Annotated in this window: 19 protein-coding genes; 9 read left to right on the forward strand and 10 right to left on the reverse strand. The window is 47.4% G+C overall.

Annotation, left to right across the window (positions count from 1 at the left end):
- Positions 1–320 precede the first annotated feature (320 nt).
- The 5 genes from fdxA to rplI all read left to right on the forward strand — a co-directional run bounded on the left by fdxA (position 321) and on the right by rplI (position 2,153).
- A complete protein-coding gene (gene fdxA, locus Q320_RS0101770; RefSeq protein ID WP_027467575.1) occupies positions 321–644 on the forward strand; it encodes a ferredoxin FdxA in 324 nt (107 codons plus the stop codon).
- A gap of 117 nt (positions 645–761) precedes the next feature.
- Complete coding sequence (gene rpsF / locus Q320_RS0101775; RefSeq protein ID WP_027467576.1) at positions 762–1,127, forward strand: 30S ribosomal protein S6; 366 nt, start codon at positions 762–764, stop codon at positions 1,125–1,127.
- Positions 1,128–1,137: 10 nt separating this feature from the next.
- Positions 1,138–1,443, forward strand: coding sequence for a primosomal replication protein N (gene priB, locus Q320_RS0101780; protein ID WP_084282269.1), 306 nt, complete (start codon positions 1,138–1,140; stop codon positions 1,441–1,443).
- A gap of 9 nt (positions 1,444–1,452) precedes the next feature.
- Complete coding sequence (rpsR, locus tag Q320_RS0101785; RefSeq protein ID WP_027467578.1) at positions 1,453–1,680, forward strand: 30S ribosomal protein S18; 228 nt, start codon at positions 1,453–1,455, stop codon at positions 1,678–1,680.
- Between the two features lie 20 nt (positions 1,681–1,700).
- Complete coding sequence (rplI, locus tag Q320_RS0101790; RefSeq protein ID WP_027467579.1) at positions 1,701–2,153, forward strand: 50S ribosomal protein L9; 453 nt, start codon at positions 1,701–1,703, stop codon at positions 2,151–2,153.
- Between the two features lie 79 nt (positions 2,154–2,232).
- On the opposite strand, the gene tcdA is transcribed toward rplI, so the two are convergent.
- Together tcdA and phaR are read right to left on the reverse strand one after the other, a co-directional pair.
- On the reverse strand, positions 2,233–3,012 hold the full coding sequence (gene tcdA / locus Q320_RS0101795) for a tRNA cyclic N6-threonylcarbamoyladenosine(37) synthase TcdA (RefSeq protein WP_245590948.1): 780 nt from the start codon (positions 3,010–3,012) through the stop codon (positions 2,233–2,235).
- A gap of 99 nt (positions 3,013–3,111) precedes the next feature.
- Complete coding sequence (gene phaR, locus Q320_RS18060; RefSeq protein WP_084282271.1) at positions 3,112–3,795, reverse strand: polyhydroxyalkanoate synthesis repressor PhaR; 684 nt, start codon at positions 3,793–3,795, stop codon at positions 3,112–3,114.
- A 201-nt stretch (positions 3,796–3,996) separates the two neighbouring features.
- Between phaR and Q320_RS0101805 the strand changes: the two genes are divergently transcribed.
- Positions 3,997–4,566, forward strand: a complete 570-nt coding sequence (locus Q320_RS0101805; protein WP_027467581.1) for a phasin family protein — start codon at positions 3,997–3,999, stop codon at positions 4,564–4,566.
- 80 nt (positions 4,567–4,646) lie between these two features.
- On the opposite strand, the gene pnp is transcribed toward Q320_RS0101805, so the two are convergent.
- The 7 genes from pnp to rimP all read right to left on the reverse strand — a co-directional run bounded on the left by pnp (position 4,647) and on the right by rimP (position 13,625).
- Complete coding sequence (gene pnp / locus Q320_RS0101810; RefSeq protein WP_027467582.1) at positions 4,647–6,800, reverse strand: polyribonucleotide nucleotidyltransferase; 2,154 nt, start codon at positions 6,798–6,800, stop codon at positions 4,647–4,649.
- A gap of 218 nt (positions 6,801–7,018) precedes the next feature.
- The gene (gene rpsO, locus Q320_RS0101820; RefSeq protein ID WP_027467584.1) at positions 7,019–7,288 is read right to left on the reverse strand and encodes a 30S ribosomal protein S15; all 270 of its coding nucleotides are present in this window, start codon (positions 7,286–7,288) and stop codon (positions 7,019–7,021) included.
- 83 nt (positions 7,289–7,371) lie between these two features.
- Positions 7,372–8,283: a tRNA pseudouridine(55) synthase TruB gene (truB, locus tag Q320_RS0101825; protein WP_027467585.1), complete on the reverse strand. Its 912-nt coding sequence runs from the start codon at positions 8,281–8,283 to the stop codon at positions 7,372–7,374.
- The gene (rbfA, locus tag Q320_RS0101830) at positions 8,270–8,653 is read right to left on the reverse strand and encodes a 30S ribosome-binding factor RbfA (protein WP_027467586.1); all 384 of its coding nucleotides are present in this window, start codon (positions 8,651–8,653) and stop codon (positions 8,270–8,272) included. Before rbfA ends, truB begins: the two co-directional genes overlap by 14 nt.
- A gap of 150 nt (positions 8,654–8,803) precedes the next feature.
- Positions 8,804–11,530 carry a translation initiation factor IF-2 gene (infB, locus tag Q320_RS0101835; RefSeq protein WP_027467587.1) on the reverse strand — a complete coding sequence of 909 codons (2,727 nt, stop codon included), beginning with the start codon at positions 11,528–11,530 and terminating at the stop codon, positions 8,804–8,806.
- An 18-nt stretch (positions 11,531–11,548) separates the two neighbouring features.
- A complete protein-coding gene (gene nusA, locus Q320_RS0101840) occupies positions 11,549–13,021 on the reverse strand; it encodes a transcription termination factor NusA (protein ID WP_027467588.1) in 1,473 nt (490 codons plus the stop codon).
- A 169-nt stretch (positions 13,022–13,190) separates the two neighbouring features.
- On the reverse strand, positions 13,191–13,625 hold the full coding sequence (gene rimP, locus Q320_RS0101845; RefSeq protein ID WP_035851671.1) for a ribosome maturation factor RimP: 435 nt from the start codon (positions 13,623–13,625) through the stop codon (positions 13,191–13,193).
- Between the two features lie 205 nt (positions 13,626–13,830).
- On the opposite strand from rimP, the gene Q320_RS0101850 reads away from it, so the two are divergent.
- The 3 genes from Q320_RS0101850 to Q320_RS0101860 are packed head-to-tail and all read left to right on the forward strand — an operon-like array spanning position 13,831 to position 17,061.
- Positions 13,831–15,516: an AMP-binding protein gene (locus Q320_RS0101850; protein ID WP_027467590.1), complete on the forward strand. Its 1,686-nt coding sequence runs from the start codon at positions 13,831–13,833 to the stop codon at positions 15,514–15,516.
- Positions 15,513–16,658, forward strand: a complete 1,146-nt coding sequence (locus Q320_RS0101855) for a PilT/PilU family type 4a pilus ATPase (protein ID WP_027467591.1) — start codon at positions 15,513–15,515, stop codon at positions 16,656–16,658. The genes Q320_RS0101850 and Q320_RS0101855 overlap by 4 nt, the downstream gene beginning before the upstream one ends.
- A 55-nt stretch (positions 16,659–16,713) precedes the next feature.
- On the forward strand, positions 16,714–17,061 hold the full coding sequence (locus Q320_RS0101860; RefSeq protein WP_035851674.1) for an ArsC family reductase: 348 nt from the start codon (positions 16,714–16,716) through the stop codon (positions 17,059–17,061).
- Between the two features lie 198 nt (positions 17,062–17,259).
- Here the strand turns inward: Q320_RS0101860 and Q320_RS0101865 are convergent, their stop codons facing one another.
- On the reverse strand, positions 17,260–18,042 hold the full coding sequence (locus Q320_RS0101865) for an inositol monophosphatase family protein (protein ID WP_027467593.1): 783 nt from the start codon (positions 18,040–18,042) through the stop codon (positions 17,260–17,262).
- Positions 18,043–18,251: the final 209 nt, after the last annotated feature.

Here is an 18,251-nt window from a genome sequence, read left to right on the forward strand (position 1 = left end):
TAGCCAAATCACACGCTTTTAAAACTCTGAGCCTGAGTAAATTCAAACCCATCTTAGAAGCTCTACCCACAAACGCCCTAGAACCTCAACAGCGATACCGACATTTGCAACGTCAAATACCCTCGGCACTTCAGCCGACTTGCTAAACTTTTTACACTGCAGATTAGGCAAGACCGGGACATGTACATACCTCAACGACGGCGAATCTTAATAACTCGCCATTACGGCAATCAGCAAGCCAAAATGCAATACCAACCAGTACGCTGCGCACTCTGCTAAAATATTGGTATTTTTACAGCCACCAAAAATAAGGACAAGCAATGACTTATGTTGTCACTGATGCCTGTGTGAAATGCAAATACACCGATTGTGTTGACGTTTGCCCAGTAGATTGCTTTCGCGAAGGGCCTAACTTTCTCGTAATCGATCCCGATGAATGCATTGACTGCACGCTTTGCGTAGCAGAATGCCCAGTAGAAGCGATTTACGCAGAAGACGACGTTCCTGCAGATATGTTGCCTTTTATTGCGCTGAATGCCGAACTGGCAAAAACCTGGCCAACAATAGTCGAGAAAAAAGAACCGCTCGAAGACCACGAAACATGGGCCACAGTGAGCGGAAAATTCGATGAAATTGAGCGTTAAGGTAAAGCGCTTAGCTTAAAACTTGCCCAAACACTAAAAACCAATTAAACTCTTTGGTTCTACAACCTTGCCTAACCGTGGTCGCTAGCGGTAGGCTGTAACCCGTAAGGAGACTTCATGCGACATTATGAAATCGTATTTATCGTACACCCTGATCAAAGCGAACAAGTTCCAGCAATGATCGAGCGTTACAAAGCACTGATCACTTCAGGTGCAGGCTCAATTCACCGTCTTGAAGACTGGGGCCGTCGTCAATTGGCTTACCCAATCCAAAAGATCCACAAAGCTCATTATGTAATGATGAACATCGAGTGCAGCCAAGCAACTTTGGATGAAATCGAGCACGCATTTAAATTCAATGATGCAGTTTTACGTCACTTGACACTTAAAACTGATGTTGCTGCAACCGAAGCTTCGCCAATGATGAAAGAAGAAAAATCTAAATCATTGTCACAAGCTGCTGGTGAAGGCCTAGCCGCTTAATTCGGCTAAATTGAACTTACGAAACCGAGTATTAATCGAAGGCTACTTGATTAGAGACTCAAGTTTACGCAGCACGCCAGCAGGAATTCCTGTGATTGAAGGACGAATTATTCATCAATCATCACAAGAACAACTGGGCAGCATGCGCAAAGTTGAATGTGAAATTCCTTTTTTAGCTCTAGGTGATGTAGCGCAAGCGATTGCGAAACTCCCCCAAGAACAAAAGCTAAAATGCAAAGGATTTCTCGCCGCTAAGAATCAACGCTTTCGTCATGCACTGGTTTTGCATATTGATGCATTTGAACTTTTGAATTGAGGAACACTCATGTCTCGCAATCTTTTCAAGCGGAAGAAATTTTGCCGCTTCTCTGCCGAAGGCATTTTGCACGTTGATTACAAAGACGTAGCTTTGCTTAAAGACTTTATCTCTGAAAACGGCAAGATCATTCCTGCACGTATCACTGGTACTAAAGCTAAATACCAACGTCAATTGTCGACTGCCATCAAATTGGCTCGCTTCTTGGCTTTGTTGCCGTACACTGACCAACACTAATCGAGCAAGGAGAACTTAACATGCAAATTATCCTACTCGAAAAAGTAGCAAACCTAGGTACATTGGGCGACGTGGTTAAAGTGAAAGATGGTTACGCACGTAACTTCTTGATCCCACAAGGCAAAGCAAAGCGCGCAAACGAAGCCAACTTGGCTGAATTTGAAGCACGCCGTGCTGAATTGGAAGCAAAACAAGCTGAAATCTTGGCACAAGCGCAAGCACGTGCAGCTCAGTTGGAAGGCGCCTCATTCACTATCGGCCAAAAAGCCGGTGTAGATGGTCGTTTGTTCGGCTCTGTTACAACACAAGACATCGCTGATGCAATCACTGCAGCTGGTATCGAAATCAAGAAATTTGAAGTGCGTTTGCCAGAAGGCCCGTTCAAGGCAATCGGCGAATACGAAGTGGCATTAGCATTGCACCACGACGTTGTTAGCACTGTTAAATTGCAAGTTGTTGGTACTGCTGCTTAATTAAGCACAGATCTCATCTTGATGATGCAATACAAAAAGCCACGATGCATATCGTGGCTTTTTTCATGCTTGAATCACATTATTTTGCCAACACTTTTAATACGCGTGATACCGCAACCAAACCAAATGTCGCCGTCACTGTCATTGCCGCACCAAAACCGCCCTCACAATCCAAACGCACGCCCTCACCCACCAAAGGCTTGCTGGCGCACACCGAACCATCCGCTTGTGGATACACCAATTGCTCGGTCGAATAGACGCACTCAATACCAAACTTCTTACCCGCTTTTGGAAACTGATAGTCGCGCCGCAATAAGCTACGCACTTTCGATGCTAACGGATCTTGAATCGTTCGACTTAAATCGTCGACTAGAATTTGTGTTGGATCGACCTGTCCGCCAGCGCCACCCACAGTAATTAATTTCACTTTATTGCGACGACACCAAGCGATCAATGCCGCTTTAGTTTTAACGCTATCAATACAATCGATTACGAAATCAAATTGACCCGCCAAATATTCAACGAAATTTTCTGGCGCAATAAAATCTTCAATTTGCTTAATTTGAATTTCAGGATTGATCGCCAGCATGCGCTCGGCCAATACCACTACTTTCATCCGCCCAAATTGACCTTCCATTGCAGGCAATTGCCGATTGGTATTTGAGATACACACATCATCCAAATCAATTAATGTGACCTGACCCACGCCTGATCGCGCCAACGCTTCGCCAGCCCAAGAGCCAACGCCGCCAACACCAATTACACAAACTCGTGCTGTGTAAAATTTTTCTAGCGCCGCCAAGCCATATAAACGCGCAATACCGGCAAAACGGCTGCGGTAGGCATCAGACATTTCCATAATTCATTCCAAAATAATACAGCCCCAAGCGGGGCTGCAATAAAAAAACTAGGTATATGACTGCATACATTACAAATAAAAGCCTACAGAGCAATACCCTTACTCAGGCTTTGGCGCCGCTTTACGGCGAGTTGCCGGCTTCTTAGCCACAACAGCAGGGGACTCAGCGTCAGGCTGAGGCTCTGGGCTCGCAGTTGCAACAGGGGTTTCAGTCGGGCGCACCTCATCCGCTTCAGCGCGTTGCGGGCCACCTGGCATACCAAATCCAGTAAATAAATTCTTTGCGCGATCTTGCAATTGCTGCTGCATATCGACAAACATGCTGGTACTACTTTCCAAATAATTACCCATCATATTTTGAATTGCCGGCCCCTGGAACTTCATAAATTCACCCCAGAGATTATTATTAGCAAAAATTGGATTATCACTGACGATGGTGGATTTGGCTTGATCTTGCAAACGTCCCTGCATGTCAGCAAACAACTGCATGTTCTTTTCTAAATAATTCCCCATTAAGCCCTGCATTGCATGACCATAAAAACGAATAATTTGTGTGAGCACATCATAAGAAAACATCGGCATACCGCCCGCTTCTTCTTCTAAAATAATTTGCAGCAAAACACTGCGCGTCAAATCTTCGTTGGTTTTAGCATCCAAGATTGAAATATCAATACCATCGAGCACCAATTGCTTTACATCACTTAAGGTAATGTAGCTACTCGTATGCGTATCGTATAAACGACGGTTAGGATATTTCTTAATGACTCGTTTTTCGACACTCATTGATTCAAACCCCCGAAATAATTGACCTATCAGCATTATCTAATGAGGATAGTCTGGTGTTACGCTCGATGCAACATGATGCATCGCACAAATTTATATTGACAACAATAAAAAGCTCTTCCAAAATGAAGCCGTATTGTGCATTGCAACATTTAACCAGATTGAGTCCAGTTCACCCAAACATCTTTCAGGAGTAGCAGCATGACAACCGCACAGCAACAATTTAACGACTTCGCCACCGAACAATTCGAAACCATCTTGCGTTTTACGCGCATTTCAATTGATGCCGCAGACCGCCTAGTTAAGCTACAAGTTGAAACTGCAAAAAATACGCTTGAAGATTCAGCGCGTAATGCAAAGGAACTTTCAGGCATCAAAGATACTCAAGCCGCTTTTGCTGCGCAGCAAAAACTATCGGAAGCAGCAGTCGACAACTCTATTTCTTATAGCCGTAGCTTGTATGAAATTGCATCACAAGCACAAACTGAATTTAGCAAACTTGTTGATGAACGCAGCGTTTACTTCAACAAAAACATTGTTTCAGGTCTAGATCGCTTTGTTAAATCGGCACCAGCCGGTACAGATGCGGCCGTTGCAGCTGTAAAATCCACAGTTCAAGCTACTGCTGCTGCAGTTGACAGCATGACTAAAGCAGCCAAACAAGTTGCTGACTTTGCAGATGCCTCAGTCAAAGCAGCATCAACTGCAACTGCTGATGCAGTTAAAACTGCCGCTAAGAAAACAAACGGTTCAAGCACAACGGCACAATAATTAACGAATTACCGTATCAAACAAACGGGCACTGAAAAGTGCCCGTTTTTTATTACCCAAGGGCCAAAGCCTCTAGGATTTTACTCTTCAGTCACTTCCGCAACCACAACCACTTCAGCCGGCGCATTCGCAGCCGCCTCATCATTCAAAACAGCTTTAATTGACAAACGAATACGACCTTTTTCGTCTTGCTCAATCACTTTAACACGAACGATCTCGCCTTCTTTCAGATAGTCGCCCACGTTATTGATACGCTCATTCGCGATTTGGCTAATGTGCACCAAGCCATCTTTACCTGGCATGATTGAAACGATAGCACCGACGTTTTTATCCAAGATCTTAACCACTGGACCTTCGTAGATACGACCAATTTCAACTTCAGCAGTGATTTCTTCGATACGACGACGCGCTTCAGCTGCGCCTTCTGCCGAAACAGAAGCAATCGTGATCGTACCATCTTCAGTAATGTCGATTTGTGTGCCAGTTTCTTCAGTCAAAGCACGAATAACCGAACCACCTTTACCAATCACATCACGGATTTTTTCTGGATTGATTTTCATCGTGTAAAGACGTGGAGCGTGTTCGCTCACTTCTTCACGCGCGCCATCCAATGCGCCTTTCATGATACCGATGATGTGAACACGACCTTCTTTAGCTTGGTCGAGTGCAACACGCATGATTTCTTTGGTGATACCGGTGATTTTGATGTCCATTTGCAGCGCAGTAATACCGTTTTCAGTACCCGCAACTTTAAAGTCCATATCGCCGAGATGATCTTCGTCGCCCAAGATATCCGACAATACCGCGAAGGCATTACCTTCTTTAATCAAACCCATTGCGATACCCGCAACGTGGTTTTTCATCGGCACACCTGCATCCATCAATGCCAAAGAACCACCGCAAACCGACGCCATTGAAGACGAACCGTTTGATTCAGTGATTTCAGACACGACGCGCATTGAGTAAGCGAAATCTTCTTTCGCTGGCAACATCGCGATCAAAGCACGCTTAGCTAAACGACCGTGACCGATTTCACGACGTTTTGGCACACCAACACGACCAGTTTCACCCGTCGAGTACGGAGGGAAGTTGTAATGCAGCATAAAGCTGTCAGTGTAACCGCCATGCAATGCATCGATTTTTTGTTCGTCAAGCTTAGTACCCAAAGTGGCAGCAACAATCGCTTGAGTTTCACCACGCGTAAACAATACCGAGCCATGCGCGCGCGGCAATACACCAGTGCGAATCGAAATTGGACGTACAGTGCGCGTATCACGACCATCGATACGTGGCTCGCCCGCCAAAATTTGACCGCGAACGATTTCGCCTTCCAAACCTTTAAAGATGCCTTTGATTTCATTGGCAGCCAAAGTGCCAGTTTCTTCAGTAATCAGCGCGTCTTTCACCAAAGCCCAAGTTTCATTGATTTTTTGCGTACGAGCTTGTTTTTGACGTAATTTGAAACCTTGTGCCAAGCCTTCAGCAGCGATGCCGCGTACTTGCGCGATCAAAGCTTCGTTAGCAACAGGGGCAGTCCAGTCAAACAATTCTGGATTCACTTCATCCGCCAATTCATTGATCGCGTTAATTGCCACTTGCATTTGCTCGTGACCGAATACGACCGCGCCCAACATAATGCTTTCAGACAATTCGCTGGCTTCAGACTCAACCATCAATACCGCTTGACTCGTACCCGCAACAACCAAGTCCATTTGGCTGTCTTTCATTTCTGACATAGCTGGGCACAATACGTATTCGCCGTTAATGTAACCCACGCGCGCAGCGCCGATTGGGCCATCAAAAGGCACGCCAGACAGAGTCAACGCAGCAGAAGCGCCGATCATTGCGGCAATATCAGAATCAACTTCAGGGTTAATCGACATCACGGTAGCGATAATTTGGATGTCGTTAAAGAAACCTTCAGGGAACAACGGGCGAATCGGACGATCGATCAAACGGCTCGTCAATACTTCTTTTTCCGATGGCTTGCCTTCACGTTTGAAGAAACCACCAGGGATTTTACCTGCAGCGTAAGTGCGCTCTTGGTAATCAACAGTCAATGGGAAAAAATCTTGGCCCGGTTTAACCGAGCGAGCGGCAACGACAGTCACCAATACAGAGGTACCATCCACATCAACCATCACGGCGCCAGTCGCTTGACGTGCAATTTCACCGGTTTCGATGGTGACGGTATTTTTGCCAAAAGCAAAAGATTTAGTAAATTTATTGAACACTCGTTGTCCTTTTCACAATGTTTGCCAGCGACCATGGCCAAAGAAACTTCCGCTGCGATGGGATCGATCAAGCTCATCACTTGCACATCGCCGATTCCGGCACAACCAAACTTTACTTCGCCGCCGGAATCGCTATTGGGCGCAGTAAAGGTTTAAAACGGGGAAGTACAAAGAAAAAAAGCCGCAATCGTTTGACTGCGACTTTTTTGCTGTGGGTTTTACTTACGTAGACCCAATGCAGCGATCAGACTGCGATAGCTATCGTTGTTCGTGCGTTTGAGGTAATCCAACAAACGACGACGACGAGAAACCATAGCCAAAAGACCACGACGTGAGTGGTGATCTTTCTTGTTAATTTTAAAATGTTCAGTCAAATCATTGATACGAGCAGTCAACAATGCAACTTGAACTTCAGAAGAACCCGTGTCGCCTTCCTTGTGTTGGAATTTTTTAACGAGTTCAGCTTTTTGAGCAACAGTAACAGACATTCAAACTTCTCCAAAAAATCACCCGAGGGTGATTAGACAAGCATAGATTGAGTCTTTCAACCCATTCCAGCTCCATTAACTTTCTACGCCAAGTGGGTAGAAAGCAGTCGTTTGGGTCGCAGTACGCTATCAGCGCCCACTTCACCCAAACCGATGAACACAGGATTATCCGACTTTTCCAGATTGCCGTAAAGCCTTAACTCCCCGAGCGGTGGATTAATCAGATCTAGAATCGGCATACCATTGCGCATTAATGCCGTTTGCGCCGCATTGAGCTGCAAACTTGGCAATTCAATGATGAGTTGCTCAGCAGGCATCAGCTTGGATTCTCGCTCCAGCATCTCCATTGCAATGTATTCATCCAAGGTAATGGCATCTTCTAGCTTAAAGCCGCCAGTCAACGTCCGGCGCAAACCTGACAAATACGCACCGCAACCTAATGCATTACCAATATCTTCAGCCAAAACGCGGATATACGTGCCTTTAGAACACAGCACATCCACAATCAGCACTGGCGCCTCATACGAAACAACATTTATTTCGTAAATCGTGATGGGGCGAGACTTTCGCTCAAGAACAACACCCTCACGGGCATATTCATACAGCGCTTTACCAGCAACCTTTAGCGCCGAATACATAGGTGGGGTTTGCTCAATCGGGCCAGTGAACTGCGCCAGAATCGGCAAAATTTGCGCCAAATCAGCAGGCGCTTCACCCGTTTCGCTAATTTCGCCCTCACCATCCAGCGTGGTCGACATTTGACCAAAGCGTATCGTTGCGCGATAACCTTTATCGGCATCGAGCATACGCTGGGCAAACTTAGTCGCCTCACCGAAACAAAGTGGCAAAAGCCCCGTTGCATACGGATCCAAAACGCCGGTATGACCGCCTTTTTCCGCTTGCAATAGCCAACGGCACTTCAATAAAGCGCCATTACTCGAAAAACCAAACGGCTTATCCAGCAGCAATACACCATCGATCTTACGCTTGGCCATCTTCTTCCGGCGCTTTTGGCAATGAGTTAGCTTGCTCAATTTTATGCGTCAAATCCATACCGTACTCAATCGATTCATCATATTCAAAATGCAATTCCGGCATTTTGTAGAGCGAGAAACCACGAGCGATTTGCGCGCGCAAAAAACCTTTCGCACGCTCTAATAAATGCGCGATTTCTGGGCGATGGCTTGCATCACCCAAAAAAGTATAAAACACCTTAGCGTGCGAATAATCGCGTGACACTTCAACGTCAGTCACGGTAATCAATGCCGCGTGTGGATGATTGAGTTCGGCGCGAATTACCGTCGCTAAATCTCGTTGAATTTGCTGAGCAACACGGTCAGCACGAGTAAATTGTTTATTAGCCATAATCTCTGTGAGGAGTGCGGTGCGAGGAGTGAGGTGAACAGCCTCTCAGCACCAATTAATAAAAAGCAAAAAGCGCAAGCACCACGAAGGGCCTGCGCTATTGTGTCGGGATGAGAACACCTCACACCTCACCCCTGACACCTCACATCATTACAGCGTACGAGCGATTTCCACCACTTCGAAGATTTCTAATTGGTCGCCCAATTGAATGTCGTTGAAGTTTTTCAATTGCAAACCACACTCGAAACCTGCTTTTACTTCTTTCGCTTCATCTTTAAAGCGCTTCAGATTTTCCAGCTCGCCTTGATGAATGACCAAGTTATTCCGCAAGACACGAACACCCGCCGAGCGTTTAACAACACCTTCCATTACCAAGCAACCTGCAATCGTACCCACTTTCGATACTGCAAAGACTTGACGAATTTCAACCAGACCAATGATGGACTCGCGACGCTCTGGTGCCAACATACCTGACAACGCAGCTTTAACATCATCCACAGCATCATAAATAATGTTGTAGTAGCGAATATCAACGCCTTCAGCTTCAGCCAACTTACGAGCAGAAGAATCGGCACGAGTATTAAAGCCAATCACCACGGCTTTCGACGCCAAGGCCAAGTTCACATCCGACTCAGAAATACCGCCGACTGCACTGTGCAAGATTTGCACGCGAACTTCACTGGTCGAAAGTTTTTGCAAGCTTTGTGACAATGCTTCTGACGAACCTTGTACGTCGGCCTTGATAATGATAGGCAAGTTTTTCACATCGCCTTCAGTCATCTTGGTAAACATATTTTCAAGTTTCGATGCTTGCTGACGAGCAAATTTCACATCGCGGAATTTACCTTGACGGAACATCGCGATTTCGCGCGCTTTCTTCTCATCAGTAAACACCATTGCATCCACACCAGCCGCAGGCACTTCAGACAAACCTAAAATCTCAACTGGCATTGACGGGCCAGCTTCGTTAATTGGTTTACCATTTTCGTCCAGCATCGCACGAATACGACCATACACTTGACCCGCCAAAACGGTATCGCCTTTGCGCAAAGTACCTGATTGAACCAACATCGAAGCCACAGGGCCGCGACCTTTGTCCAAACGCGCTTCAATGATAATCCCCTTAGCAGGACCATCGACTGGCGCAGTCAATTCAAGCACTTCAGCTTGCAACAGAATCGCGTCGAGCAATTCATCAATACCCAAGCCTTTTTTCGCTGATACGTGGATAAATTGAGTATCACCACCCCAATCTTCCGGTACCACTTCTTGCGCAACCATTTCTTGACGGATGCGCTCGAAATTCGCTTCTGGCTTATCAATCTTGTTCACTGCAACGACAATCGGTACACCCGCTGCTTTCGCATGGTGAATCGCTTCAATCGTTTGTGGCATCACGCCATCATCAGCAGCAACCACCAACACCACGATGTCAGTCAACTGAGCACCACGGGCACGCATTGATGTAAACGCTTCGTGACCAGGGGTATCAAGGAAGGTAATAACACCCTTGCCGGTTTCAACGTGATACGCACCAATATGCTGAGTAATACCACCCGCTTCGCCCGATGCCACTTTGGCGCGACGAATATAATCGAGCAATGACGTTTTACCATGGTCAACGTGACCCATAACGGTCACAACTGGCGCACGTGATGTTGAAACGTGATCCGTTTTTGCTTCCTCATCCAAATAGATATCCGGATCATCAAGCTTGGCAGCAACTGGCGTATGGCCCATTTCTTCGACAATAATCATTGCCGTTTCTTGATCCAACACTTGGTTAATCGTCACCATCATGCCCATTTTCATCAGCGCTTTAACCACTTCAACGCCTTTAACGGCCATTTTGTGGGCTAAATCGGCAACTGAAATTGTTTCTGGTACATCCACTTCACGCGCAACTGGCTCAGTTGGCGCAACAAATGCATGAGCATTATCTTGCGCAGCGGCATTGTTATTACGCTTGCCACCTTTTTTAGACTTCCAGTCATTACCCGTATCACCGCCGCGGGTTTTAATGCCTTTTTTCTGACGACCATCATTCCAGCCGCCTTTCTCGTCTTTCTTCGGTGCAGCCGCGCCGACAGCTGGTTTTTTATCCGCTGGCTTAGCTGCGGCAGGTGCTGCTGCGGCCTTTTCCGGTGCATGAATTGGCGTTTCTTTCGGACGACGGAAGTCAACACGCGCACCAACGCGCGGCGCTTCGTGACCTGGCTTCAAGTGCGGTTTCACTGCGGGTTTTGCTTCAGCAGGTTTTGCGACCTGCTGTGGCTTAGCTTGCTGTGGTTGCTGTGGTTGCTGTGGTGCCGCTGCGGCAGGAGCCGCAACCGGAGTCGCATCAACAACAGGTGCAGCTTCAACAACCGGCGCAACGACTTCAGCAGGCTTTTGATCGCGATTTTTCTTCGCGGCCATTTCTGCAGCTTGACGTGCATAGAGTTCGTTTTGGCGACGTGACTCAGCTTCGCGTGTTTGACGCTGCGCTTCATCAATCACCAGAGTTGGCGCAGCAGGCGCAACAGCAACGGGCGCAACTGGAGCAGCAGCGACAGGCGCTGCAACGGGCGCAATGGGCGCCGCCGGTGTTTCAACAACACGCTTTTTACGCACTTCAACCTGAATCGTTTTCGACTTGCCAGTGGCGTCGGTTTTACGAATTTCAGTTGTTTCTTTACGCGCCAACGTTACTTTTGGCTTTTCGCCTGCTTGACCATGTTTTTGTTTCAAATGACCAAGCAACAATTGCTTGTCATCCGAACTTAAAACATCATCGGCATTCGTTTTATTTACACCTGCAGCTTGCAATTGCTGAATCAGCTCTTGCGTTGGCATTTTTAATTCGGCAGCAAACTGGCTGACTTTGGGTTCACTCATTGATTACTCTCCCGCGCCTTAGGCGAACAAATGTTCGCGCGCTTTCATGATCAGTTGTTTAGCGGTTTCTGCGTCGATACCAGTCATTTCGGTTAATTCATCGACCGCCAAATCTGCTAGATCGTCACGGGTACGTATCTCTTTCTCGGCCAATACAGCAGCCAGTTCTGAGGTCATACCTTCCAGCGTCTTCAGGTCTTCGGACTGATGCTCAAGTCTTTCTTCACGCGCAATGGCTTGCGTTAGCAAGGCATCACGTGCACGAGAGCGCAGTTCGTTTACGGTTTCTTCATCAAACGCTTCGATTTCCAGCATTTCATTTAATGGCACATACGCCACTTCTTCTAATGTATTAAAGCCTTCCTGCACCAATACACTGGCTACATCTTCGTCAATATCCAGCGCCTGAACAAACAGGGCGCGAATTTTGGTGAATTCTTCTTCATGCTTTTCTTCAGCTTCATCAACGGTCATGATGTTGAGCTTCCAACCGGTCAATTCAGCCGCCAACTTCACGTTTTGACCGCCACGGCCAATGGCCATCGCCAAGTTTTCTTCATCAACCACCACGTCCATGCTATGGCTATCTTCATCCAAGATGATGGAGCTCACTTCAGCAGGTGACAAAGCATTAATCGCAAATTGCGCCGCATCAGGCGACCACAACACGATATCAACGCGTTCACCAGCCAGCTCATTACTTACTGCATTGACACGCGTACCACGCACACCGATACAAGTACCTTGTGGGTCAACCCGTTGATCGTTCGATTTAACAGCAATCTTGGCACGCATGCCTGGATCACGCGCTACACCTTTAAGCTCGATCAAATTATTTTCAATTTCTGGCACTTCAAGCTCAAACAGCTTCGCCATGAAATCAGGTGCGATCCGTGACAACACCAGTTGCGGACCACGTCCATTGCGATCCACGCGCAACAAGAATGCTTTCACACGATCCCCGACGCGCAAGTTTTCTTTTGGAATCATTTGATCGCGCGGCAAGATCGCTTCTAGTTTACCCAACTCAAGAATCGCATTGCCACGTTCGATACGTTTAATGCTGCCCGACACGATATGTTCGCTACGTTGCAAGAAATCATTCAGGTTTTGTTCGCGCTCAGCATCACGGATTTTTTGCAAAATGACTTGCTTAGCGGCTTGTGCGCCGATCCGGCCAAATTCAATCGGCTCTAACTCAACTTCCCATACATCGCCCACTCGCAAGTCAGCGCTATAGTCAGGCGCATCAGTAATTGCGATTTGACGTGATGGCTCTTCGTGGTCGTTATCCTCAACCACATCCCAGACGCGGAAGCTACGGTATGCGCCAGTATTGCGATCAATCGAAACACGAATTTCAACTTCGTCGTCGTAACGTTTTTTAGTTGCAGAAGCCAGCGCCAATTCAAGCGCGCCAAATACAACATCTTTTTCTACGTTTTTTTCGTGTGCAAGTGCTTCGACCAGCACTAGAATTTCACGATTCATAAATTAGTCCTCCGGCCTAGAACAACAGCCAAATTAACAGTATTTGCCAAATGGGTTTAAGTGCTTCAGCAAAAATCTTCTTGCATCGTTGTCTCGCCTTGCCGTACTAAGGCGTACTGCCTGCGGCTTCGACGCCTCGCCATAAAATTTTTGCGCGAACACCTACCGATTAAAACTGCGGTTCGATCCGAACGCGATCAATCGCCGACAAAGCCAATTTCAGCTCTTCGCCCGCCACATCAATCACCACATGATCATCCACCAAGCCCAACAACTTGCCGATTAAATTCCGGCGACGATCAGGCAAGGGCAACCGAAGCTTAACCTTCACCATCTCTCCGGCAAATCGCTCAAAATCCGCCGGTTTCTTAATTAGGCGATCCAATCCCGGTGAGGACACCTCAAGGCGCTCATGGGGAATATTTTCAACCATAAACAGACGCAACAAATGATTGCTCACTGCCACGCAGTCATCGATGGTGACGCCGCCTTCTTTGTCGATAAAAATGCGCAACAAGCCTTGCTCGCCCATTTCGAAATCGACTAATTCGTACCCTAAACCTGGTAAGGTACTGTCCAACACAGATTGCAGATTGACCGCCATACTTCCCTTCTCAAAAGCTACAAACAAAAAATGGGCTGCAAACTATTGCGCGCCCATTCATACAATGTTGAAAGCACTCCCGCTTTTTACGGGATTTTCCTGATTCTAACAGAAAAGATAAGCTGGCGAAATACTCCCTCACAAAGATGCACTTGTCTCATCGGTGCTTTTGCCCATAAAGTAAGGCTACGAAGGAGACAACACAATGAATCAACCTTGGCTCGCAAGCTATCAAGCCGATGTACCGCACTCGGTCAATCTGGATGAATTTGCATCCGTTCCCGAAGTCATCGCCCAAAGTGTCGCCAAGTATCGCGACCGTGATGCATTTATTAATATGGGTAAAGCCATCAGTTACGCCGAACTAGATCGGCTCTCAGTGCTCTTTGCAACCTATCTGCAACAGACTCTAAAATTACCTGCCGGCTCACGTGTTGCGGTAATGATGCCCAATTTATTGCAATACCCCGTTGCGATTTTCGGCATTTTGCGCGCGGGCTATATTGTCGTTAACGTCAATCCGCTGTACACCCCGCGTGAACTAGAGCATCAACTCAATGATTCTGGTGCTGAAACGATCTTAATTTTAGCCAATTTCGCGCATACGCTCGAAGCTGTTTTCAAAAAAACCACCATCAAACACACGATTGTGACCGAGCTGGGCGACCTACTTGGCTTCCCAAAAAGCCTGATCGTCAACAATGTCGTTCGCCACATAAAAAAATTAGTGCCGAAATACACCCTAGCTGGGCATACTACGTTTAATCAAGCTATTAAAGCAGGCCAGAGCAATACCCTCACCCCTGTAAAACTCGGCCACGATGACATTGCCTTTTTGCAATACACGGGTGGCACGACGGGCGTTGCCAAAGGTGCAATGCTGACGCACGGCAACATCGTTGCCAATATGCAGCAAGCGCACGCATGGATCAGCCCAGTAGTCGGCGACGGCCAAGAAATGATCGTTACTGCACTACCGCTGTATCATATCTTTTCGCTCACAGCGAACTGCATGGTGTTTAGCAAAATTGGCGCAACCAACCTACTCATTACCAATCCACGCGACATTCCTGACTTTATTAAGACACTTTCCAAATACCCAGTGACTTGCATCACAGGCGTCAATACTTTATTTAACGCACTCCTCAACAACCCTGAATTTGCAAAGCTCGACTTTTCACGCTGGAAGCTCGCGCTGGGCGGCGGTATGGCCGTGCAACACGCCGTGGCCGACAAGTGGCAAAAAACCACTCATGTTCCGCTGATCGAAGCCTATGGCCTCACCGAGACTTCACCAGCCGCAATGATCAATCCAATGAACACCCGTGAATTCAACGGCATGATTGGCCTACCCGTGCCACTCACGGAAGGTGAAATTCGTAACGATGAAGGCGTCGTCTTGCCGACCGGCGAGCGTGGCGAACTCTTTATTCGCGGCCCGCAAGTGATGAAAGGTTACTGGAATCGCCCTGAAGACACGGCGCAGATTCTAGGCAACGACGGTTTTCTGGCCACAGGTGACATTGCCATTATGAAACCCAGTGGCTTTTTCCAAATCGTTGACCGCAAAAAAGACATGATTTTAGTATCGGGATTTAATGTTTACCCAAATGAAATCGAAGACGTCGTTGCCAATCACCCTGGCGTACTCGAAGTAGCGTGCATTGGTATTGCCGACGAAAAGACAGGAGAAGCAATTAAACTGGTGATTGTCAAAAAAGATCCAGCCCTGAGCAGCGAACAAGTCATTGAGTTTTGTCGTGGGCAACTTACCAATTACAAAATACCGCGCAGCATCGAATTTAGAGATAGCCTACCCAAATCGAATGTGGGTAAAATTTTGCGCCGAGAACTGCGCAATGCCCCCACCCCGACCAAGGACCCATCATGAATCTCTTGCCGTTTTTTAAACTAATGGCTGAACGCAGCGCATCCGACCTGTTTTTAGCCGCCGATTCGGCCATCGTGATCAAAATTCAAGGGTCGTGCCACCCAGTTAACAATCAAATTTTAAGCGCCGAACACGTCAAACAACTCGCTTATCAACTGATGGGCGAAGCGCGCGTCGCGACGTTTGAGCGCGACCTTGAAATGAATTTTGCCTATCCCGTCAGCGGCATTGGCAATTTTCGGGTTAACGTTTTCAAAAGCCGCGGTAGTGTCGCTCTGGTCGCCCGCTTCATTAAGCCCAAAGCCGACACACTAGAAGAACTTGGCATGCCCGAGATCCTCAAAGATTTGGTCATGGAAAAACGCGGGATTATTCTGGTCGTTGGCGCCACCGGCTCTGGCAAATCGTCGACCGTTTCAGCCATGCTAGAGCACCGCAATGAAAACCACAGCGGCCACATCTTAACGATGGAAGACCCCATCGAATTTATCTATAGCCACAAAAAATCCCTCGTTAATCAACGCGAAGTCGGCACCGACACACACAGCTACGACGATGCGCTACGCAACGCGATGCGTGAAGCACCGAATGTACTAATGATCGGCGAAATCCGTGATCGCAGCACGATGACTTACGGAATGCAATACGCGCAAGCTGGCCATTTGTGCATTTCAACCTTGCATGCCAACAATAGCTACCATTCGCTCAGCCGGATTGTGAATTTTTTCCCGCAAGAAGCACGTGAGTCGCTGCTCTATGATCTATCGACCTCACTCAAGGCGATTATTTCACAGCGCTTAGTGCGCTGCAAAGACACCGGCAAACTCAAACCCGCTGTCGAAGTGATGCTGAACACCAACCGCATTGCTGAACTCATCAAAAACGGCGAACTCGCCGAAATCAAAGAAGCGATGGAGCAATCACTTTCTGAAGGCTCACAAACCTTTGAGCAATCGCTGTATAAAATGTACCGCAATGGTGAAGTAGAACTCGATGAAGCGCTACGCAATGCCGATTCGGCAACCAATCTGTCGTGGATGGTGAACAACGCGCAATCGGTGCAAGAGCAAGAAGCCAGCCGCAAAGCCGCCAACAATCAGCCCACCGAACCTGATGTGACTTTCGATATTTCTCTGCATTAAGACTTGCAACTAAACAAGGCCGCTTTGGCGGCCTTTTTTCATTTTTGGAATTAATATGAAACTCTACGGTATCCCAAACTGCGACACGGTAAAAAAGGCTCGCAACTGGCTCACTGAAAATGGCATAGCCTATGAATGGCACGATTTTAAGAAGCAAGGTTTGAGCGAGGAACACGTCGCACAGTGGCTCACGCAAATCGAATGGGAGCAACTGATCAACAAACAAGGCACGACCTGGCGCAAACTGGACGACACCACCAAAGCCAGCGTCATTGATGCCGCCAGCGCTACCGACGTCATGCTCGCCAATCCATCGGTCATCAAGCGCCCAGTCTTGGTCACCGGCAACAGCACCAATGTCGGCTTCAAGCCTGAGCTCTATCAAGCACTACTCAGCAGTTAAAACCATAGGTATTGCTATATAAGTATTCAAATAGAAACCTTATATGGCAATACCCCATATTTTAAACCTGAAAAAAATCAGCATAAATTCGAAAACAAGTATAAAAACACAAAAACCCAAAATTAAATAAATCACCGCCAGCCGCCCACAAAAAAAGCCGACCCAAGGTCGGCTTTTTGATATTTAGTTCAACTGCAATTATTTCAAATGACCGCGAATCAAAGACAGCATTTGGCCGAATACACGCGGCGTACCACAAAGCACATCGCCCGACTCAAGGAATTTTTCTTCGCCATTAAGATCCGTCACCAAACCACCCGCTTCTTGCACCAAGAGCGTACCGGCAGCGATGTCGACGAGTTTCAGGTCGAACTCAAAGAAACCATCAAAGCGACCACAGGCAACATAGGCCAAATCCAGCGCAGCAGCGCCCGGACGGCGCACGCCTGCGGCTTTTTGTGCCATATCGCGGAAGATATTTAGGTAGTTTTCTAGATTATTGAATTTGGTATACGGGAAGCCAGTACCAACCAGTGCATCCGACAAATCACGGACTTTCGATACGCGGATACGGCGGTCATTCAAGAATGCGCCAACGCCACGTGTCGCGGTGAACAAATCGTTGCGATTTGGATCGTAAACGACGGCTTGGGTAATCACGCCTTTATGTTCCAGCGCGATGGAGATGGCGTATTGTGGGAAGCCATGCAAGAAATTCGTAGTACCATCAAGCGGATCGATAATCCAAACGTATTCAGAATTACCGCGCTTGCCCGACTCCTCTGCTAAAATCGCGTGGGTCGGATAAGCCTCAAGAATCGTCTCGATGATGGCTTGTTCCGCAGCACGGTCGACTTCAGTCACGAAATCGTTGTGACCTTTTTTCTCAGGTGTAATTAGGTCCAGATTATTCGACGCACGTTGGATCACGGTCGCGGCGCGACGCGCAGCGCGCACCGCAGTGTTCAGCATTGGATGCATGACTTCTCACTATTAAAAAAGATCGATAAATTTAATGGCGTATTCTACCCGTCTCGCACGGAGTAATAAACCCGCTTATGCAGAAAGAAGCAAATCAAATGACGCAAACTCGTTTTTTATCCCACATTCGTGTGTTTCTGACTACCTCAGCGCCAGCGATCCACTAAAATTGCGCACTACCCTACTCGTTCCACACCCAGCGAAATACT

The sequence above is a fragment of the Deefgea rivuli DSM 18356 genome (assembly GCF_000620145.1).
Lineage (GTDB): Bacteria > Pseudomonadota > Gammaproteobacteria > Burkholderiales > Chitinibacteraceae > Deefgea > Deefgea rivuli.

Bases quoted from the DNA above. Each gene is read 5' to 3' on its own strand.
- fdxA (WP_027467575.1), top strand. From the start codon at position 321: ATGACTTATGTTGTCACTGATGCCTGTGTGAAATGCAAATACACCGAT.
- Q320_RS0101860 (WP_035851674.1), top strand. From the start codon at position 16,714: ATGAAACTCTACGGTATCCCAAACTGCGACACGGTAAAAAAGGCTCGC.
- truB (WP_027467585.1), bottom strand. From the start codon at position 8,283: ATGGCCAAGCGTAAGATCGATGGTGTATTGCTGCTGGATAAGCCGTTT.
- rimP (WP_035851671.1), bottom strand. From the start codon at position 13,625: ATGGCGGTCAATCTGCAATCTGTGTTGGACAGTACCTTACCAGGTTTA.
- Q320_RS0101855 (WP_027467591.1), top strand. From the start codon at position 15,513: ATGAATCTCTTGCCGTTTTTTAAACTAATGGCTGAACGCAGCGCATCC.
- tcdA (WP_245590948.1), bottom strand. From the start codon at position 3,012: ATGGAAATGTCTGATGCCTACCGCAGCCGTTTTGCCGGTATTGCGCGT.
- Q320_RS0101850 (WP_027467590.1), top strand. From the start codon at position 13,831: ATGAATCAACCTTGGCTCGCAAGCTATCAAGCCGATGTACCGCACTCG.
- Q320_RS0101865 (WP_027467593.1), bottom strand. From the start codon at position 18,042: ATGCATCCAATGCTGAACACTGCGGTGCGCGCTGCGCGTCGCGCCGCG.
- infB (WP_027467587.1), bottom strand. From the start codon at position 11,530: ATGAGTGAACCCAAAGTCAGCCAGTTTGCTGCCGAATTAAAAATGCCA.
- rplI (WP_027467579.1), top strand. From the start codon at position 1,701: ATGCAAATTATCCTACTCGAAAAAGTAGCAAACCTAGGTACATTGGGC.
- Q320_RS0101805 (WP_027467581.1), top strand. From the start codon at position 3,997: ATGACAACCGCACAGCAACAATTTAACGACTTCGCCACCGAACAATTC.
- rbfA (WP_027467586.1), bottom strand. From the start codon at position 8,653: ATGGCTAATAAACAATTTACTCGTGCTGACCGTGTTGCTCAGCAAATT.
- rpsR (WP_027467578.1), top strand. From the start codon at position 1,453: ATGTCTCGCAATCTTTTCAAGCGGAAGAAATTTTGCCGCTTCTCTGCC.
- rpsF (WP_027467576.1), top strand. From the start codon at position 762: ATGCGACATTATGAAATCGTATTTATCGTACACCCTGATCAAAGCGAA.
- nusA (WP_027467588.1), bottom strand. From the start codon at position 13,021: ATGAATCGTGAAATTCTAGTGCTGGTCGAAGCACTTGCACACGAAAAA.
- rpsO (WP_027467584.1), bottom strand. From the start codon at position 7,288: ATGTCTGTTACTGTTGCTCAAAAAGCTGAACTCGTTAAAAAATTCCAA.
- phaR (WP_084282271.1), bottom strand. From the start codon at position 3,795: ATGAGTGTCGAAAAACGAGTCATTAAGAAATATCCTAACCGTCGTTTA.